An 18,178-nucleotide genomic window follows, 5' to 3' on the forward strand; every position below is an offset into this window, starting at 1 on the left:
CCAAGGTATAATGGAGCGCCGCGCCGCCGCCCCCTAGCCTCCCCGCGATAAAAGACGGGAGGATGGGCGTGAGGGTGATGGCGGCGCTGTTGGCGGGAAGCGCATTGATCGGAGCCGGATCGGCGTTGGCGCAGGCGCCCGATGCCGGGGACGCCGTGCGCCAGCCGATCATCGTCACTGCGCCCGGCGGCGCGGTCGATCTGGACGACGCGCTCACGCTGGCCGCCGCCGACATCGGCAAAAGCGGCAGTCCCGATTTCCTCGGCGCGCTGACCCGCAATTTCGCCGGCGTCACCTTGCAGGATGCGCAGAACAACCCCTGGCAGCCCAATCTCGTCTATCGCGGCTTCGTCGCGTCCCCGCTCCAGGGGCAGGCGCAGGGCATCGCCGTCTATCTGGACGGCGCGCGCTTCAACCAGCCCTTTGGCGATACGGTGCAGTTCGACCTGCTCCCCGAAGCGGCGATCCGGGGCGTCAGCCTGCTCGACAAGAGCGCCGTCTATGGCCTCAATGCCCTGGGCGGGGCGCTGGTCATCGACACGAAGACGGGGCTAAGCGATCCGGGGCTGGAAGCCAGCCTGTCGCACGGCCGCTTCGGCACGACCGAGGCGAGCGTGGCGGGCGGCATGGCCTGGGGCGACTGGAGCGCATTCGGCGCCTTCCAATATAGGCGCGACGATGGCTGGCGCGATCATTCGCCCTCTACCCTCTATAATGGCTATGCCGATGTCGGCTTCGACACGGCGACCGGCGGCCTGCACCTGAAGCTTGTGGGCGCGAACACCGACCTGACCGGCAATGGCGTGTCGCCGGTGGAATTGCTGGCGGCGGATCGGCGCGCGGTCTTCACCTGGCCCGATAACAGCCGCAGCCGCTATGGCCGGGTCAGCCTGCACCCCTGGGTCGCGCTGTCCGGCACGACCCGGATCGAAGCCACGCTCTATGCGCAAAAACTCACCCTGCGCACTGTCAATGGCGATGCTGCCGATATTGAAGGGTGCGAGGATGACGACGATGCCGGTTTCGTCTGCCTGGAAACGGTCGGGGGCGATGGCGAGGAGGAAGAACAAGCCGTCCTGACCGACGCCGATGGCAATGCCATCATCGATATGCTGGGCGGCGAGGGCTATGGCGTGCTCAACCGCGGGCGCACGGCGACGCGAGCGATGGGCGCGCTGGTGCAGCTGATCGACAAGCGCGCGATCGGCGCGGGCGAGAATGTCTTCGCGCTCGGCTTCAGCTACGACACCAGCCGCACCCGCTTCGACACCTCGACCGAACTGGGCGCGCTGATCGACGATCGCAGCGTCGAGGGGCTGGGGTCGATCATCGTGCAGCCGGATGGCGCCATCGCGCCGGTCGGCCTGATCGCCCATACAGACTATTGGGGCGCATTCGTGCAGGACCGGTTGCCGATCACGGCGCGCCTGTCGGCGGAAGTCGCGCTGCGCTACAATCATGCGCGCATCGTGATGCTGGACCAGATCGGCACGGCGCTGAACGGCCGCCATCGGTTCGAGCGGGTCAATCCCGGCATCGAGTTCGACTATAAGCTGTCGGACGGACTGACGCTGCGCGCGGGCTATGCGGAAAGCAACCGCGTGCCGACGCCGGCCGAACTGTCCTGCGCCGACGAAAATGCGCCATGCAGCCTGACCAATTTCTTCGTCGCCGATCCGCCGTTGAAGCAGGTGGTCGCCAAAAGCTGGGAGGCGGGCGCGAAGGGCCATGCCCAGGCGGGCGGCTTCACCATCGACTGGCTGCTGTCGGCGTGGCGTACCGACAATCGCAACGACATCCAATATGTCGCGTCGGAGATTCGCGGCCGCGCCTATTTCCGCAATATCGGCAGCACGCGGCGGCAGGGGGTGGAAGCGACCTTGCGCGCCAGCCGGGGCGGCTTGCACGCAGGGCTGAGCTACGCCTTCACCGACGCCACCTATCGCGCGCCGCTGACCCTTTCCAGCCCCGCCAACCCGTCGGCGGACGAAGAAGGACTGGTCGAAGTCGCGCGCGGCGACCGGCTGCCCGGCATCCCGCGGCACAGCGCCACGCTGAACCTCGATTATGCGGGGAACGGCTGGTCCGTGGGCGGCGACTTCATCGCGCGGTCCGGCCAATATCTGGTCGGCGACGAGGGCAATGACGAACCCAAACTGGGCGGCTATGCGCTCGTCAACCTGCGCGCGAGCCTAACCCTGGTGAAGGGCATCAGCCTGTTCGGCACGCTCACCAATGCGCTGGGCCGCCGCTACGCGACCTTCGGCACCTTCAGCGAAGTGGATGAGATCCAACTGGAGGAGACGCCCGGTGCGTCCAACCCGCGCGCTTATGGGCCGGGCGCACCGCGCCGCTGGCAAGTCGGCGTGAAGGCCCTATTCTGACCATCTAACATCAGGAGAGAAAGAGCATGACCGCCTATTTCGTCGCCGTCCGCAACAGCATTTCCGACCCCGACACCTTCGCCACCTATGGCGATCTGGCCGGCAAATCCATGGCGGGCCATGCAATCACGCCGCTCGCCGTCTATGGCAAGACCCGCGCCACCGATGGGCCGGCGACAGAGAGCGCGGTCATCATCGCCTTCCCGACCTTCGAGGAGGCCGAGGCCTGGTATGACAGCCCCGCTTATCAGGAGGCGCTGAAGCTCCGGCTGGCGAGCGGCGACTATCAGACCTTCATCATCCAGGGCGTCGACTGACCCTTTCGCCCAAAATATCCACTTTTCGGCGCTTTCCAGATTCCCATAAGTGATTGTTTATAAAGAAAAATAGGAAGTCGTGCGTTCAGATCCGGCGCATGACTTCCTAAAAACCGTTATTTAACAACGGCTTGAATTTCGGAAATTTGTGACAACTGTCCAACTCGCTGTTGCATTCACGGCACATCCACCCGCGGCAGCAGCGTCGCCTCCAGCCCCGGATAGAGGTGCGACACGCTGCGCTGCAATTCGTAGCGCCCCGCCGCCATTGTCGCGAACCGATCGGGAATGGGCAGCTCGCCCGCCTCGACCATGTCCAGCCCGCCCTGCACCGCCTGGGTCAGCGTCGCTTCCAGCCAGTCGATCCAGTCGCGCGTCTGGTCGATCGCCGTCGTGCCGCCCGGATCGAACGGGCCATGCCCCGGTACGACGCCTTTGTGCGGCAATGCCTTCAACCGATCGAGGCTGATGCGCCATGTGGCCAGATCCGCCGTCGGCGTGCTGGGCGCGCGATCGTGGAAGACCAGATCGCCACCCAACAGCAGGCCGGTCTGCGGATCGAGCAGGGCCAGGTCAGCCGCGCTATGCCCGGACAAGGCGAGCAGGCGCAGCGTGCGACCCCCGAAATCTTCTTCCACCTGCGTGATCGCCCTGCCCGGCAGCGTCAAGTCGGTGCCACGCATCCAGTCGCCCAGCAGGCGGTACATGCCGTCGGCATAGCCCTGCCCCTCCGCCCGCAGCGCCTCGATCGTGCCGGGCAGCGCCGCGACGATGGACGGATCGAAGGCGGCAAGGCCCAATCCATGATCGGGATGGAGATGGCTGACATAGAGTCGCACCACCGGTTTGCCGGCCAGTTGCTCTGCCACTTGCCGTAGCGATCGGGCGTAGCGGACGGAAGGGCCGCAATCCCACAGCACCGTCCCGGCCGGCGTGGCGATGATCGCGATATTGGCGATGGCGCCGCCATTGCCCGCCTCGATCGGCTCGTCCGCCCCGCGCACCAGCCAGACGCCGTCACCGATCGCTTCGGGGGTGATGGCATAGCCGGCCGCGCGCGCAGGGACCGACGCCAGCGCCACCACGCCACCGAGCAGCGATCGCCGCGACAGGGTCATCGGCCGCCCGGCATCGGCGCTGGAACAGGTGATTGCCGCGCCACGGACAGCGCCGCGCGATAGTCGCGCCCGTTGGTGTCCCGCGCCTCGACCCGCAGCGCCTCCCCGGCCCCGCCATCGACCATCAGCGTGATCGCCGGATCTTCGGCCACCGCCGCCCATATCTCCATCTCGCCCAGCGTCCGTCCATCCGCGCCCTTCACGCGCAGCGCTTCGAGATGATAGGTGGCGATATTGGCGACGAAGCCGGTATCCATCGGATGGCGGAAATTGAGCCGCACCCGGCTGCGCCCGTCCGCCATCGGCCAGGCTTCGCCGCGTATCTCGCCCAGATGGTCGGCCCAGTCGCCCCTGACCCGGCTGACCGGCGGCGCAGAGCAACCGCCGCCCGCCGCATCGACCCATCCGCCCGACACCAGCCATTGCCCGCTGGCCAGTTGCACCGCGCCGCGTACCGGGGTGCGCTGGTCGAGCTTGATGCGGGTTGCGACATAGGCGGCGGCGTGGAGGGGGCGATAGTCGATGGCGATGGGAATGGGATTGAGATCGACCAGCAGCACCATGCGGGTCACGCCCGCTATAGCGCGCGCGTCGATCACCACCGGAAAGGCGCGCTGATTTTCCGCGATCATCGGGAAATCGACCTGCACGCGCGGATCGAACCGCACCGGATCGTCGCCGAACAGGGTGCGGGCATGGGCGTCCCACATCGGCGACCCCAGCGGATCGGCCCCAGTTCGTTCGGGGGTTCGTTGAGGCGCTGTCGCCCCGGCATCGGCCGCGACCCATGCCAGGGCGAGCGCGACCCAAAGGCTTGCCTGCCTTCGCACTGTCCTTCTCCCTTAAGCCGGGGTCTATTCTCGTCCCGCGTCGGTTACCATTGGCCCTTGGGTCACCCGGAGACGATCATGCGCCGCTTCCTCATCCCCGCCCTGCTGATCGCGTCGCCGGCGGTCGCGCAGCCGCCTTTGTTCAATCCGGCCGGCTATCGCATCGCCCATTATCGCGCGCCGGTCCGGCAGGCGCCGGCCGGCGTCGGCCGGATCGCCCCGGCCGCCGCGGCGCAACTGGTGCCGGGACGCGACGCGCTGTTCATCGACGTGCTGCCGTCCGAGGGCGGGCATCGTGAGGCGGACGGGCGCTGGCGGCTGGCCGAGCCGCACGAATCCATCCCCGGCGCGCACTGGTTTCCCGAAACCGGGCGCGGCGATCTGGCGCCGGGGATCGGCCCATGGTTCGCACAAAGGGTCGCCCGCCTGACGCACGGGCGCCGCGACGCGATGCTGATCCTCTTCTGCCGCGCCGATTGCTGGATGGGATGGAATGCGGCCAGGCGGTTGCGCGCTGCGGGCTACAGCAATGTCTGGTGGCTGGCGGAGGGTACGGATGGCTGGAGCGACCTGAAAAGGCCGCTTTCCCGCATCGAACCGGACGGCGGCATCATGCCATAGGACCAAAGGTCAATTGTGCGCGCGGCCCCTGTGGCCGCACTCTCCATGCAATCCGGCAGAGAAAGCCGTCCGATTCCATGGAGAGTGATTTGACTGACCTGCGCATCCCGGCCTGCTTGCTGACCGCCGCCGTCCTGGCCTTTTCGCTGCCCGCTACGGCCAAGGATATCGTCGTCCATATGAAGAATCAGGGCGCCGACGGAGCGATGGTGTTCGAGCCCAGCTATGTGAAGGCCGCGCCCGGCGACACGATCCGCTTCCAGCCGTCCGACGCCAGCCATAATGCCGAAACCATGGCGACGATGCTGCCCGCCGGTGCGACGCCGATGAAGGGCGCGATGAACAAGGAAGCGGTGCTGACCGTCACCAAGCCCGGCCTCTACGGCATCAAATGCATGCCGCATTATTCGATGGGCATGGTCGCGCTGGTGCAGGTGGGCAAGGTGACGCCGGCGGACATCGCCGCCGCCAGGGCGGTCAAGCTGCCGCCCTTCGCCGCCAAGCGCATGACCGCGGCGCTGGCCAAGGTGAAGTAAAGCCACGCCTTTCTCAATTTTTACGCATAGCAATCGGGAGTAGACACATGCTGCAACAGGCGATGGAGCGTTTCACGGGAAAGACGCTGATCCGCGACCAATATGACAATTATATCGGCGGCGCGTGGGTCGCGCCGGTGCAGGGCGGCTATTTCGACAATATCTCGCCCGTGACCGGCCAGGTCGTCGGCAGGATCGCGCGCGGCACCGCCGCCGACATCGAGCTGGCGCTGGACGCCGCGCACAAGGCGAAGGACGCCTGGGGCAAGACCTCGTCCACCGAGCGGTCCAACATCCTGCTCAAGATCGCCGACCGGATGGAGGCCAATCTCGACCTCATCGCGATGGCCGAGACGATCGACAACGGCAAGCCGATCCGCGAGACGACCCATGCCGACATCCCGCTCGCCATCGACCATTTCCGCTATTTCGCGGGCTGCGTCCGCGCGCAGGAAGGGTCGATCAGCGAGATCGACCATGACACGATCGCCTATCATTTCCACGAGCCGCTGGGCGTGGTCGGCCAGATCATCCCGTGGAACTTCCCGATCCTGATGGCGGTATGGAAGCTCGCCCCGGCACTGGCGGCGGGCAACTGCATCGTGCTCAAGCCCGCCGAACAGACGCCGATGTCGATCCTGGTGCTGCTCGAGGTGATCGGCGACCTGCTGCCGCCCGGCGTGCTGAACGTCGTCAACGGCTTTGGCGTGGAGGCGGGCAAGCCGCTCGCCAGCAACAAGCGGATCAGCAAGATCGCCTTCACCGGCGAAACGACGACCGGCCGCCTCATCATGCAATATGCCTCGGAGAACCTGATCCCCGTCACGCTGGAGCTGGGCGGCAAGTCGCCCAACATCTTCTTCGCCGACGTGATGGACGCCGACGACGATTATTTCGACAAATGCCTCGAAGGCTTCGCCATGTTCGCCCTCAACCAGGGCGAAGTCTGCACCTGCCCCAGCCGCGCGCTGATCCAGGAATCGATCTACGAAAAGTTCATCGAACGGGCCATCGCGCGGGTGAAGGCGATCAAGCAGGGCAGCCCGCTCGACCCCAGCACCATGATCGGCGCGCAGGCGTCGAACGACCAGTTGGAGAAGATCCTCTCCTATATCGAGATCGGCCTGAACGAAGGCGCTGAGCTGCTGACCGGCGGCACGCGCGCATCGCTGGATGGCGAACTGAGCGAGGGCTATTATGTGACGCCCACGGTCCTGAAGGGCCACAACAAGATGCGCATCTTCCAGGAGGAGATTTTCGGCCCGGTACTGGCCGTCACCACCTTCAAGGACGAAGCCGACGCGCTCGCCATCGCCAACGACACGCTCTACGGGCTGGGCGCGGGCGTATGGACCCGCGATGGAACCCGCGCCTATCGCATGGGCCGGGGCATCCAGGCCGGTCGGGTATGGACCAACTGCTATCACGCCTATCCCGCCCATGCGGCGTTCGGCGGCTACAAGCAGTCGGGCATCGGGCGCGAAAACCACAAGATGATGCTCGATCATTATCAGCAGACCAAGAATCTGCTGGTCAGCTACAGCCCCAGGGCGCTGGGCTTCTTCTAATCGGGATGGCAGTTCGTCGAAGGCGGATTCCTCTCCATTATGCCTTCGACGGCGGCGGGCATCCTTTCCCCGATGCCCGCCGCATCGTCTTTTTCAAAGGAGATCGGGATGACCGGGCCGCCCCCACGCATATTGGCGACACCAGATGCAGAAGCGCTGATGCACAGCCTGACGCAGAAGCACGGGCCGCTGATGTTCCACCAGTCGGGCGGATGTTGCGACGGGTCCGCGCCGATGTGCTTCCCGCGCGGCGAATTCAAGGTCGGCGGTCAGGATGTGCTGCTGGGCCATGTCGCGGGCGATATCCCGGTGTGGATCGGCGCGGCGCAGTTCGACTATTGGCGCCATACCCAGGTGACGATCGACATCGTGCCGGGACGCGGTGCGGGCATGTCGCTGGAAAGCCCCGAAGGCGTGCGCTTCATCGTGCGATCACGGATCTTCGACGACGCGGAAAATGCGCTGCTGGAAGCGGCAGGCGATCCGCCCCGGGGCGAAACCGTTACGGCATAGGACGGGCGTGACATTGGGACGCGACGCGGTGCATAACCCCCGGAAAAGGGGAGGCCATGGGGGAGAGGAACATGACCATGCTGGCGTCGGAAATCGGTTTCGCATCGAGCCATTCGCCCGATCCGGCGACGGCGATGGCGGACGTCGCGCGGCAATTGGGCGATGCGCCGCTGGCCGGGATGCTGCTGTTCTGCTCGCACCGCTTCGATCGCGATGCACTGGCCCGCGCGGTCAACCGGCATAGCGAACATGTCGTCGCGATCGGTTGCACCAGCTCGGGCGAGCTGACCGAGGCGGGCTATGACGAGGACAGCCTGAGCGTGATCGGTTTTCCGGCCGACGCCTTCCACCTGACGTCCCATATTTTCGACGATATCGATGCATTCGATCCCGTTGCCGCGCGGGAGGCGATCCGATCGCTCGCCGCCATCGCCGATCGCGACAGCCGGCGGCTGGGCGACGCGGTCAATCATGTCGCGCTATTCCTGGTCGATGGCCTGTCCCACCGCGAAGAATTGCTGACGATGACGATCCAGGATGCGCTGGGCGACATCCCCCTGATCGGTGGATCGTCGGGCGACGGGCTGGCGTTCCGCGAAACCGCGATCTTCGAAGGCGGCCGTTTTCACAAGCGCGCCGCAGTAATCGCGATCCTGTCCACGCCGCGCCCGATCCATGTGTTCAAGGCGCAGCATTATCGTCCCGGCGCGGCGAAGATGGTCGTGACCGGCGCGATCCCGCAGGACCGGATCGTGACCGAGATCAACGCGGAACCGGCGGCGCAGGAATATCTGCGGCTGGCGGGCCATGCCGGCGAAGCGCTGGGCCTGGCCTTCTACGCCGCCCATCCGCCGATGGTGCGCGCGGGGGGCGACTATCATGTGCGGTCGATCCAGAGCGCCAACCCGGACGGCAGCCTGACCTTCTATTGCGCGATCGACGAGGGGATCGTGCTGACCGTGGGCGAGCCGATCGACCGGATCGCGGGGATGGAGACGATGTTCGCCGACATCGGCGCCCATGTCGGCCAGGTCGACCGGATCATCGCCTTCGATTGCGTGCTCAACCGCATCGACGCGGAACAGCGGCAGATCGGCCGCGCCGTGTCCGAACTCTATGGCCGCCATCGGGTGATCGGTTTCAACACCTATGGCGAGCAATATCATGCGCTGCACGTCAACCAGACGTTCAGCGGGCTGGCGATCGGGCGATGACGGAAACGACCCTTCCTTCCACCGAGGCGGAACTGGCTCAACTACGCGAAGACAACCGCAAGTTGCGCAAGATCAACGCCGCGCTGATCGATCGGGTGGAACGGTCCAGCGACATGGCCGGCAACGCCTTTTCGATGTTCGAAACCGCGATCACACTGGAAGCGATGGTGCGCGAGCGGACGACCGAGCTGGAAGACGCGCTGGGCAGGCTTGCCACCGCCAATGCCGACCTCGCCCAGGCCCATGCCAGCGCCGAAGCGGCGCAGCTGCGGCTGCGCGACGCGATCGATTCGATCAACGAAGGCTTCGTGCTGTTCGATGCGGAAGACCGGCTGGTCCTGTTCAACGACGCCTATCTGGGCTTCTGGCCCGAAATCGCCGACCAGTTGCACGAAGGCATGTCGTTCGAGGATGTCGCGCGGCTGGCCGCGGCGCACCACCGCCCCCCCGGATCGGTGGTCGCGCCCGACCGCTGGGTGTCCGACCGGCTGGCGCGCCACAGCGTCGCCGATGGCGGCCATGTCCAGGCGCTGGCCGACGACCGCTGGGTCCAGATCAACGAACTGCGCACCAGCGAGGGCGGGATCGTCGGTATCTACACCGATATCACCGAAGTGAAGGCGGAGGATGCCCGCAACCGCGCGCTGGAACTGGCCGAACGTAATCTGGTGCTGCAATCGACGCTCGACAATCTGTCCGAAGGCGTATGCCTGTTCGATGCGCAGGGACGGGTCGCCGCCTGGAACGAGGCGTTGCAGCATGTGCTCGACCTGCCCGACGACTGGGCGCAGGAAGGCGCCAGCCATGGCGCGCTGCTCGGCTGGTGCCGCGATCGGCTGGGCATGGCGGACGGGGGCTGCCTGGACTGGCGGGGCGACCAGCCCGGCGCGGCCCGCCATGCGCTGGTCGCGGCCGGGGATCGTCATTTCGAAGTCCGCAGCACGGCGCTGGAGCGCGGCGGGCAGGTGATCGGCTTCACGGATGTCACCGACATGCTGCGCGCGCAGGCGGGCCTACAGGAAACCGCCGAGACGCTGGAGCGTCGCGTCGCCGAGCGCACCGCCGAACTGCGCGCCGAAGTCGCCGAACGGCGCGAGATCGAGGCGCAGTTGCGGGACGCCAAGACGGCGGCGGAGAAGGCGAACCTGTCCAAGACCAGCTTCCTCGCCGCCGCCAGCCATGACCTGTTGCAACCGTTGAACGCCGCCCGGCTTTTCGTCGCGGCGCTGGGCGATCGGCGGCTGGCGCTGCCCACCCGCGCGCTGGTCAACCAGACATCGACCGCGCTCGATTCGGTCGAGGATCTGCTGGAGGCGCTGCTGGAGATCAGTCGGCTCGATGCCGGCGCGATCCAGCCGGAAATTGGCGACTTCCGCCTCGACACGCTGCTGGGCACGTTGCGGGTGGAATTCGCGCCCGTCGCCCGCGCATCGGGGCTGATGCTGGACATGGCGAACGAACCGCTCTGGGTCCGCTCCGATATCCGACTGGTGCGGCGCATCCTGCAGAATTTCCTGTCCAACGCGCTGCGCTATACCCAGCAGGGATCGGTGCGGGTCGATTGCTTGGTCGGCGAACAGGCCATTCGCGTGAGCGTGACCGACAGCGGTCCGGGCATCGCGGCCGACAAGCAGGCGCTGGTGTTCGAGGAGTTCCGCCGGCTCGACACCCGCACCAGCGGCAAGGGGCTGGGCCTGGCCATCGTCAAGCGGGCGAGCGACATGCTGGGCCATCGCGTGACGCTGGAGTCCGCGCCCGGCCGCGGATCGACCTTTGCGATCGAGCTGCCGCTGGGCGAACCGGTAGCGGACCTGGACAACGGATCGGAGACGATCGGCCGCGACCGCACGATGCGCGGTCTCGACGTGCTGGTCATCGACAATGAACGGGCGATCCAGACGGGGATGCGCACGCTGCTGGGCGGCTGGGGCTGCACCGTGCGGACCGCCGGCGGCTTCGCCGAAGCGACCGGCCTGTTTGCGCCCGGCGAGGCGCCGGACATCATTCTGATCGACTATCATCTCAACGACGGCGAAACGGGCGAAATCGCGCTCGACCGCCTGCGCGGTCATTTCGCCATGCCGGTTTCCGCCGTCATGATTTCCGCCGATCGCGGCAAGGAGTTGAAGGCGCGGCTCGACGCGCATGGCATCCCGCTGCTCAACAAGCCGGTCAAGCCGGCCCAGTTGCGGGCGTTGCTGCGGACCATGCTCAAATAGGGGCCGCGCAGTCCTCTGGACCTGCCGGGATCAGGCGCTACTAGAGGAAGCGAAGCTGATGCAGGGGGACGCAATGCATCCGATGCAATTGTTCGAATTGCTGGTCGCCATGCTGCTGGCGATCATCCTGTTGCATTATGCGGCGCACAAGATAGGCCTCCCGCCCGCCGTGGCGCTGCTGACCGGCGGCGCGCTCTTTGCCTTCCTGCCCGGCCTGCCGGTCATCTCGCTCGATCCGGAACTGGTGCTGGTCGTCTTCCTGCCGCCACTGTTGATGGATGGCGCCTGGTTCATCGCCCTGCGCCACCTCCATCGTCACATGCTGGGCATCATCGCCCTGGCGGTGGGCGCGGTGGTCTTCACCACGGTGATCGTGGCGGTGGTGACCCACTGGCTGGTGCCGTCCCTGCCGTGGGCCGCCTGCGCGGCGCTGGGTGCGATCGTCTCGCCACCGGATGCGGTGTCGGCGCGCGCCGTGCTGCAACATGTCCGCCTGCCCCGTCGCCTGTCCATCCTGCTGGAGGGCGAAAGCCTGTTCAACGACGCCAGCGGCCTCGTCCTCTTCCGCTTCGCGATCGCAGCGGGCGTCACCGGGGCGTTCAGCTTGATGGAGGCGATGGAAAGCTTTGCGCTGCTGGCGATCGGCGGCGCGCTGGTCGGCGCGGCGGTGGGCATGGCCTGGGTCCGGCTGACGCCGCGGCTGGACGACAAATATCTGATGATCGCTTCGTCGCTCCTCGCACCATGGGCGTCCTACCTGTTGGCGGAGACGGTCCATGTGTCCGGGGTGATCGCCACGGTCACCACGGGACTCATCTGCGGCTGGTTTCAACATGTCGTGTTTTCCGCCACGGTGCGGATGAACGGCACGGCTTTCTGGGCGGTGATGATCTTCCTGATGGAGGCGTTCGTCTTCCTGCTGATCGGTTCCTCGCTGCGCGGGGTGATCGACCGGGTCGGCGGCTTCCAACTGGTGCTGGCGCAAATGGCCGGGCCGGTGCTGGCGATCCTGATCGCGCTGACGCTCGCGCGCTTCCTCTGGGTTTTCGGGTCCGACGGCGTCACCCGCCTGCTACGGGCGATGGGCGTGCGCCGCTATACGCCGATTGGTCCGCGATCGGCGGTGGTGCTGGGCTGGGCCGGTATGCGCGGCGTTGTGACGCTGGCAGTGGCGCTGAGCGTGCCGGAAGGCTTTCCCGGCCGCGACTTCATCCTCGTCGCCGCCTTCGCGGTCATCATCGGCACCGTGCTGATCCAGGGCACCACGCTGGGTGCGGTGATCCGACTGCTGAAGCTGGAGGAACCGGCGAGCGACCGGGCGCGTCTGAGCATGAGCGAGGCGGAAGCCGCCATGGCGCAGGCGCAGGTCCGGGTGGTCGAGGCCCATGCCTATGACGCCGACGGCACATTGCTGCATCCGCGCCTTCTCGACCGATACCAGCGCCATGCGACGTTGTCGGTCACCTATGCAGGCCAGGAAGCGGAACATGCGCACATCCTTCATGCGCATTTCGATCTGGTGCTGATGGCGGTGGCGGCGGGACGGGCCGAATTGCTGCGCCTGCACCGGATCGGGGACATCGACGAACAGACGCTGCACGAACTGGAGCGCGACCTGGACCTGGAGGAAATGAGCGCGCTGTCGGCAAAGGCTTAGGGATCAGTCCAAACCCGGCTTGAACAGCAGACACATCGGCGAATGCGGACCATGAAGAGGATATCAATCCGCGCCGAAATGCACCCGGTTCGCTTTGATGACCGCCTGGGTGCGACTCAAGACGCCCAGCTTCTGGAGGATAGCCGAGACATGCGCCTTGATCGTGGTCATCGACACGTTGAGGTCATGCGCGATCTGCTTGTTGAGACGGCCGTTGACCAGATGGCCCAGCACCGTCTTCTGCTGCGGCGTCAGGCTGTCGATGCGGCGGGCGATGTCGTCCTCCTCCGCTGACGGCGTCGCGCCCTCGCCCATCGTTTCGGGCAGGTAGATTTCGCCTGACACGACGCGATGCAAAGCCTCCACGATCGCGCTGCGCTTGAGCGACTTGGGAATGAAGCCTGCGGCGCCGGCGGCCAGCGCCTCCTGCACGATCGAGCGGTCGAACGCGCCCGACACCATCACCACCGGCAGGATCGGGAATCGATCGCGCAGCAGCTTGAGCCCGTCCAGACGGCGCACGTCGGGAATGTTGAGGTCGAGCAGGATCAGGTCGAAATTATCCTGCTTTTCCAGCGTGGCGACGGCCTCTTCCAGTCCGGCCGCCTCGAAAATCTCGATATTATCGAAACTGATTGCGATCACGCTGCGCAACCCGTCGCGCACCAGGGGATGATCGTCGATGATCAGCACCCGCTCCATCACCGCTTCCCCGCCCATATAAAGCCCCATATCCTGCCCCTGCCCATGATGATCGGACACATCATGGGACGTGGCAAGCCGCAATGCGCCGGGCGGGATGGCCGGGGCCGATTGCGCATAATATCCACGTCCCATGACGATCATTTGCCTGGTTCCTTATTTAGGCAGCTTGAACACCCAAAGGGCGCCGCCTTGGTTGATGTCCTTGAACGACTTGGCGACTTCGCCGCCCCACAGCGGCACCGCGCCGCCCCAGCCGGACATCACCGCCACATATTGTTCGCCATCCTGTTCCCAGGTGACAGGTGATCCGACCACGCCCGACCCGGTCTGGAACTTCCACAATTCCTGGCCGGTCTTGGCGTCGAACGCCTTGAGGAAACCTTCGGGCGTGCCCGTGAAGACGAGGTTGCCGCCGGTCGTCAGAACGCCGCCCCACAAAGGCGCCTTGTTCTTATATTCCCACACGATCTTGCCGGTCTTGGGGTCCATCGCCCGCAATGCGCCGATATGATCCTCCGCGATCGACTTGATGGTGAAGCCCGCGCCCAGATAGGCCGCACCCTTCTTGTAGGCGATGGGCTCGTTCCAGATATCCATGCCCCAGTCGTTGGATGGGATGTAGAACAGGCCGGTATCCTGGCTGTAAGCCATCGGCATCCAGTTCTTGCCGCCCAGGAAGCTGGGCGAGGCGAAGACCGGCTTGCCCTTGCCCTCGCCGGGCGCGGGCGGACGGCCTTCGGGGATGTAATTGGGCTTGCCAGCCTTGTTGAAGCCATTGGCCCAGGTCGTCTGCATGACGAACTTGTTGGCGCTGATGAACTTGCCGTTGGTGCGGTCCAGCACGAAGAAATAGCCGTTGCGGTCGGCCTTCGCGCCCAGCTTCATCGGCTTGCCGTTGATGGTGGCGTCGAAGGGAATGAATTCATTCACCCCGTCGAAATCCCAGCCGTCGTGCGGCGTGGTCTGGAAATGCCATTTGATGACCCCGGTGTCCGGGTCGATCGCCAGCGTGGAGGCGGTGTAGAGATTGTCGCCGGGACGCAGGTGGCTGTTCCACGGCGCGGGGTTGCCGGTGCCGAAAAAGAGCAGGTTGGTTTCGGGGTCATAGGTGCCGCCAAGCCAGGTCGCGCCGCCGCCGCTCTTCCACAGGTCGCCCTGCCAAGTGGCGTTGAGCTTGCCGGTGATGCCGTTATCCTTGCCCTTGAGCGTGCCCATATGGCCTTCGATCACGGGACGATGCCAGATCAGCTCGCCCGTGTTCACGTCGCGGGCTTCCACCGCGCCGACGACGCCGAACTCGCCGCCCGAATTGCCGGTGATGACCATGCCCTTGACGATCAGAGGCGCAGCGGTGGCGCTGTAGCCTTCCTTGTAATCAGCGATCTGCTTGTTCCAGATCACCTTGCCGGTGTTGCGGTTGAGCGCAACCAGACGCGCGTCGAGCGTGGCGAAGATGATCTTGTCGCCATGGATGGCGGCACCGCGATTGACAACGTCGCAGCAGGGCATGATGCCGTCGGGCAGGCGGGCGTCATATTGCCATTTTTCCTCACCGGTGCGGGCGTCGAAGGCGAACAGGCGCGAATAGCTGCCCGTCACATAGATGGTGCCGTCATAGACGAGCGGCTGCGCTTCCTGGCCGCGCTGCTTTTCTCCGCCCAGCGAGGCGGCGAAAGCCGGCACCAGCTTGGACACATTGCTCGTGTCGATCGCCTTCAGCGTGCTGAAACGATGCGCCTGCGGCCCCATGCCATAGGTCAGAACGTCGCCGGTCGATGCCGCGTCGTTCATCAGATCCGCATCGGTCGGCCCTTCAGCCAGCAGCGGTGCGGCGCCAATCGCCAGCGTCATCGCGGCAACGCCCGACAGCGCCCGCATGATCGGTCCCTTCATAACCATCCTCCCTTGTTGAACGGGCGCTCGACGCCCCCCGTTGTCGTGCAGACTATGCTGCGCGGCGGGCGCAGCAATTGAACCTTCGGTCGGCACTCACCCCGCGGCGTTCGCCGGTGTCCAGGTGATGCCATAGCGCGCGAACAGCGCCTTCATCTCGCCGCTGGCGGCCATGGCGGTGGCGATTTCCTCGACCGCATCGCCCAGCGTGCGGCTATTTTCCTTCACCGCCATGCCGATGTCCCAGCCGGGCGAGGCGAAGGCAGGGAGCGGCCCCTTGCGCAGCGCGATCCGGCTGGCGCCATCGCCCGCGCGGTGCAGCCCCTCCTCGATCTGGGCGCGGCTGGCGAGTACGGCGTCGGCCTTGCCCGCCGTCATCGCTTCCACGGCTGCCGATCCGCTGGGATAATGGGCGACATCCTTGGTCAACAGGCCGCCGAAAGATCCGATCAGGTAGAAATCGGGAATGCTGTCCAGCTCGGCCGCCAGCCGCCGCCCGCGCCATTCGGTCGGCATTCCTTCCAGCGCTACCGCCCCCCCCACGCCGGCGAAGGCGAAACTCTCGCGATAATAAGGTGCGACGATCGCGACCTGATCGTTGCGCGCGGCGAAGGTGCGATCGAAGGGAACATGCAGCATGACGTCGCCCGGCGTGAAGCCCAGCAGACCGCCCTTCCATACGCCGTTGCGCAGATCGTCGTCGGCGCTTTCGTCCGCCACGAGTTCCGCCACGTCGGCGCGGACGCCCAGTTTTCCGGCGATCGCCTGCGCCAGGTCGACGTCGAGGCCGACGAGCTTGCCCCCCTCCTCCCACGACCAGGGTCGGTTATCCTTGTAGACGACCACCCGCAGCGTGCCGAGCGCCTTGACCTTTGCCAGCGGCGCGGCGTCGCTGCGACCCGGCAACAGGCCCAGCGCCAGCGCCGCCCCTGCCCCGCCCATCCATGCGCGACGGCTGAGCATCGGGATCAGCCTTCGTGCTTGGTTTCGAGCCAGGCGCGGATCGCCCAGCCGGCCTTCTGCCCCAATACGTCGCCGAAGGGCGGCATATAGACCTTGCCGTCATGGCTGGAACCGTGGCGGAAGCGTTCGGCGAACCACTGGTCGCCCGACTCGCCCGCTTCCAGATAGCGCAGGTCGGGGGCGATGCCGCCGCTTTCCGCGTCCAGACCATGGCAGCGCGCGCAATTCTGGCCATAGGCCGACTGGCCGATCTCGATCGCCTTGGCGTTGCCGCTATAGGGGTTCTTTTCCAGCCAGGTGTCGCCGATTTCCGGCAATGCGGACGTATCGACGGCTTGCGGCGTCACGTCGCCATGCGCCAGCAATGCACTTGTCGCGGTCATGCCCAGCGTAGCGATGGCGCCCAGCAATGCGACCCTACCCAATATCTTCATTATATCCTCACCCGGTCGGTTTTCCCCTGATGGCCGCCAGTGTAGGCAAGGGCGGGCCGCGTCCCCATTGGCCATTGGTACAATCCCGTAGCGAGCGGGCTGCGGATAGACCGTTGGGAGAAGATTAGGGGCAGGAGACGGGTATGAAGCGCATCATCATGGCAGGGTTGATATTAGTGCCTGCCGTCGCGCAGGCCGAAACCCTCTATGTCTCCAATGAGCGCGGCGACAGCGTCAGCGTGATCGACGCCGCGTCGGGTACGGTGACGGCGACCTGGCCGGTGGGCGGCCGGCCGCGCGGCATCACGGTGTCGAAGGACGGCAAATATCTCTATCTTTGCGCCAGCCTGGACCATGCGGTGCAGGTGATCGACCGGGCGAGCGGCAAGGTGGTGGCGGAACTGCCGTCCGGGCAGGACCCGGAACAGTTTTTCCTGTCGCGCGACGGCACGACCCTGTTCGTCGCCAATGAAGATGACGCCGCGCTGACCGCGATCGACCTCGCCAGCCGCACCGTCGCCTTCCAGGTCGATGTCGGCGGCGAGCCGGAGGGGGTGGCGCAAAGCCCGGACGGCCAATGGGTCGTCGTCACGTCCGAAGAAGATAATCTCGTCAACTGGATCGACATCAAGGCCAAGGCGATGGTCGCCGAAACCCCGGTCGATCTGCGCCCCCGCCATGTCGAATTCACCGCCGACGGCAAGCAACTATGGGTCGCGGCGGAAGTCGGCGGCACGGTGCAGATCATCGACACCGCCAGCCGGCAGGTGGCCGAAACGCTGCGCTTCGCTATTCCCGGCATCCCCGACCATCGCATCCTGCCCTGCGGCATAAGCTTCACCCCCGACGGCAAGACCGCGGTCATTGCGCTGGGCCGGGCCGACCATGTCGCGCTGGTCGATGTCGCGACCCGCAAGGTGCGGGTCTATGTGCCGGTCGGCAAGCGCGTCTGGCATGTCGCGATCAGCGCCGACGGGACGCGCGCTTATGCCGCCAATGGCCTTTCGGACAATGTCAGCGCGATCGACCTGGCCAAGGGCGCGGTGACCCAGACCATCGCGGTCGGCGCAGCGCCGTGGGGCATCGCCGCCGCGCCCTGATTCGCCTCCTGTCCGAAGGGACGAGAACCTAAGTCCAATTTCTCGGTTCCCCCATCCGTCCCACTCTCCGCCCCAGCCGGACACAAGTCGGCGATATACAGGGAGG

The 18,178-nt window shown here is 65.9% G+C and carries 16 protein-coding genes; 10 read left to right on the forward strand and 6 right to left on the reverse strand.

Going from position 1 to position 18,178, the window contains the following annotated elements:
• Positions 1 to 62: 62 nt before the first annotated feature.
• Entirely contained in the window at positions 63 to 2,384 is a 2,322-nt protein-coding gene (locus SBA_RS02320; protein WP_261935760.1) for a TonB-dependent receptor, read from the forward strand.
• A gap of 26 nt (positions 2,385 to 2,410) precedes the next feature.
• On the forward strand, positions 2,411 to 2,701 hold the full coding sequence (locus SBA_RS02325) for a DUF1330 domain-containing protein (RefSeq protein ID WP_261935761.1): 291 nt from the start codon (positions 2,411 to 2,413) through the stop codon (positions 2,699 to 2,701).
• Between the two features lie 176 nt (positions 2,702 to 2,877).
• Here the strand turns inward: SBA_RS02325 and SBA_RS02330 are convergent, their stop codons facing one another.
• A complete protein-coding gene (locus SBA_RS02330; protein WP_261935762.1) occupies positions 2,878 to 3,819 on the reverse strand; it encodes a quinoprotein relay system zinc metallohydrolase 1 in 942 nt (313 codons plus the stop codon).
• Positions 3,816 to 4,649, reverse strand: coding sequence for a quinoprotein dehydrogenase-associated SoxYZ-like carrier (locus SBA_RS02335; protein ID WP_261935763.1), 834 nt, complete (start codon positions 4,647 to 4,649; stop codon positions 3,816 to 3,818). The genes SBA_RS02330 and SBA_RS02335 overlap by 4 nt, the downstream gene beginning before the upstream one ends.
• A 78-nt stretch (positions 4,650 to 4,727) precedes the next feature.
• Here SBA_RS02335 and SBA_RS02340 point away from each other — a divergent pair, with 78 nt between their 5' ends.
• The 7 genes from SBA_RS02340 (at position 4,728) to SBA_RS02370 (ending at position 12,977) form a co-directional block, all read left to right on the forward strand.
• Positions 4,728 to 5,270: a rhodanese-like domain-containing protein gene (locus SBA_RS02340; protein WP_261935764.1), complete on the forward strand. Its 543-nt coding sequence runs from the start codon at positions 4,728 to 4,730 to the stop codon at positions 5,268 to 5,270.
• 89 nt (positions 5,271 to 5,359) lie between these two features.
• Positions 5,360 to 5,806, forward strand: coding sequence for a pseudoazurin (locus tag SBA_RS02345; RefSeq protein WP_390902366.1), 447 nt, complete (start codon positions 5,360 to 5,362; stop codon positions 5,804 to 5,806).
• A 47-nt stretch (positions 5,807 to 5,853) separates the two neighbouring features.
• On the forward strand, positions 5,854 to 7,374 hold the full coding sequence (gene adh / locus SBA_RS02350; protein ID WP_261935765.1) for an aldehyde dehydrogenase: 1,521 nt from the start codon (positions 5,854 to 5,856) through the stop codon (positions 7,372 to 7,374).
• A gap of 108 nt (positions 7,375 to 7,482) precedes the next feature.
• Positions 7,483 to 7,887: a DUF779 domain-containing protein gene (locus SBA_RS02355; protein ID WP_261935766.1), complete on the forward strand. Its 405-nt coding sequence runs from the start codon at positions 7,483 to 7,485 to the stop codon at positions 7,885 to 7,887.
• A gap of 71 nt (positions 7,888 to 7,958) precedes the next feature.
• Positions 7,959 to 9,101: an FIST N-terminal domain-containing protein gene (locus SBA_RS02360; RefSeq protein WP_224548940.1), complete on the forward strand. Its 1,143-nt coding sequence runs from the start codon at positions 7,959 to 7,961 to the stop codon at positions 9,099 to 9,101.
• Positions 9,098 to 11,320 (forward strand): hybrid sensor histidine kinase/response regulator, encoded by a 2,223-nt coding sequence (locus tag SBA_RS02365; protein WP_261935767.1) that lies wholly within the window; start codon positions 9,098 to 9,100, stop codon positions 11,318 to 11,320. The genes SBA_RS02360 and SBA_RS02365 overlap by 4 nt, the downstream gene beginning before the upstream one ends.
• A 58-nt stretch (positions 11,321 to 11,378) precedes the next feature.
• Positions 11,379 to 12,977, forward strand: a complete 1,599-nt coding sequence (locus SBA_RS02370) for a Na+/H+ antiporter (protein ID WP_261935768.1) — start codon at positions 11,379 to 11,381, stop codon at positions 12,975 to 12,977.
• A 63-nt stretch (positions 12,978 to 13,040) separates the two neighbouring features.
• On the opposite strand, the gene SBA_RS02375 is transcribed toward SBA_RS02370, so the two are convergent.
• The 4 genes from SBA_RS02375 to pedF all read right to left on the reverse strand — a co-directional run bounded on the left by SBA_RS02375 (position 13,041) and on the right by pedF (position 16,972).
• Entirely contained in the window at positions 13,041 to 13,823 is a 783-nt protein-coding gene (locus SBA_RS02375) for a response regulator (protein ID WP_224548943.1), read from the reverse strand.
• 12 nt (positions 13,824 to 13,835) lie between these two features.
• Positions 13,836 to 15,575 carry a methanol/ethanol family PQQ-dependent dehydrogenase gene (locus SBA_RS02380; protein ID WP_315975791.1) on the reverse strand — a complete coding sequence of 580 codons (1,740 nt, stop codon included), beginning with the start codon at positions 15,573 to 15,575 and terminating at the stop codon, positions 13,836 to 13,838.
• 96 nt (positions 15,576 to 15,671) lie between these two features.
• Positions 15,672 to 16,538: a substrate-binding periplasmic protein gene (locus SBA_RS02385; RefSeq protein ID WP_224548944.1), complete on the reverse strand. Its 867-nt coding sequence runs from the start codon at positions 16,536 to 16,538 to the stop codon at positions 15,672 to 15,674.
• Positions 16,539 to 16,543: 5 nt separating this feature from the next.
• Positions 16,544 to 16,972 (reverse strand): cytochrome c-550 PedF, encoded by a 429-nt coding sequence (gene pedF / locus SBA_RS02390; protein WP_261935769.1) that lies wholly within the window; start codon positions 16,970 to 16,972, stop codon positions 16,544 to 16,546.
• A 143-nt stretch (positions 16,973 to 17,115) separates the two neighbouring features.
• On the opposite strand from pedF, the gene SBA_RS02395 reads away from it, so the two are divergent.
• Positions 17,116 to 18,072 (forward strand): PQQ-dependent catabolism-associated beta-propeller protein, encoded by a 957-nt coding sequence (locus SBA_RS02395; RefSeq protein WP_261935770.1) that lies wholly within the window; start codon positions 17,116 to 17,118, stop codon positions 18,070 to 18,072.
• Positions 18,073 to 18,178: the final 106 nt, after the last annotated feature.

This window comes from Sphingomonas bisphenolicum (genome assembly GCF_024349785.1).
Lineage (GTDB): Bacteria > Pseudomonadota > Alphaproteobacteria > Sphingomonadales > Sphingomonadaceae > Sphingobium > Sphingobium bisphenolicum.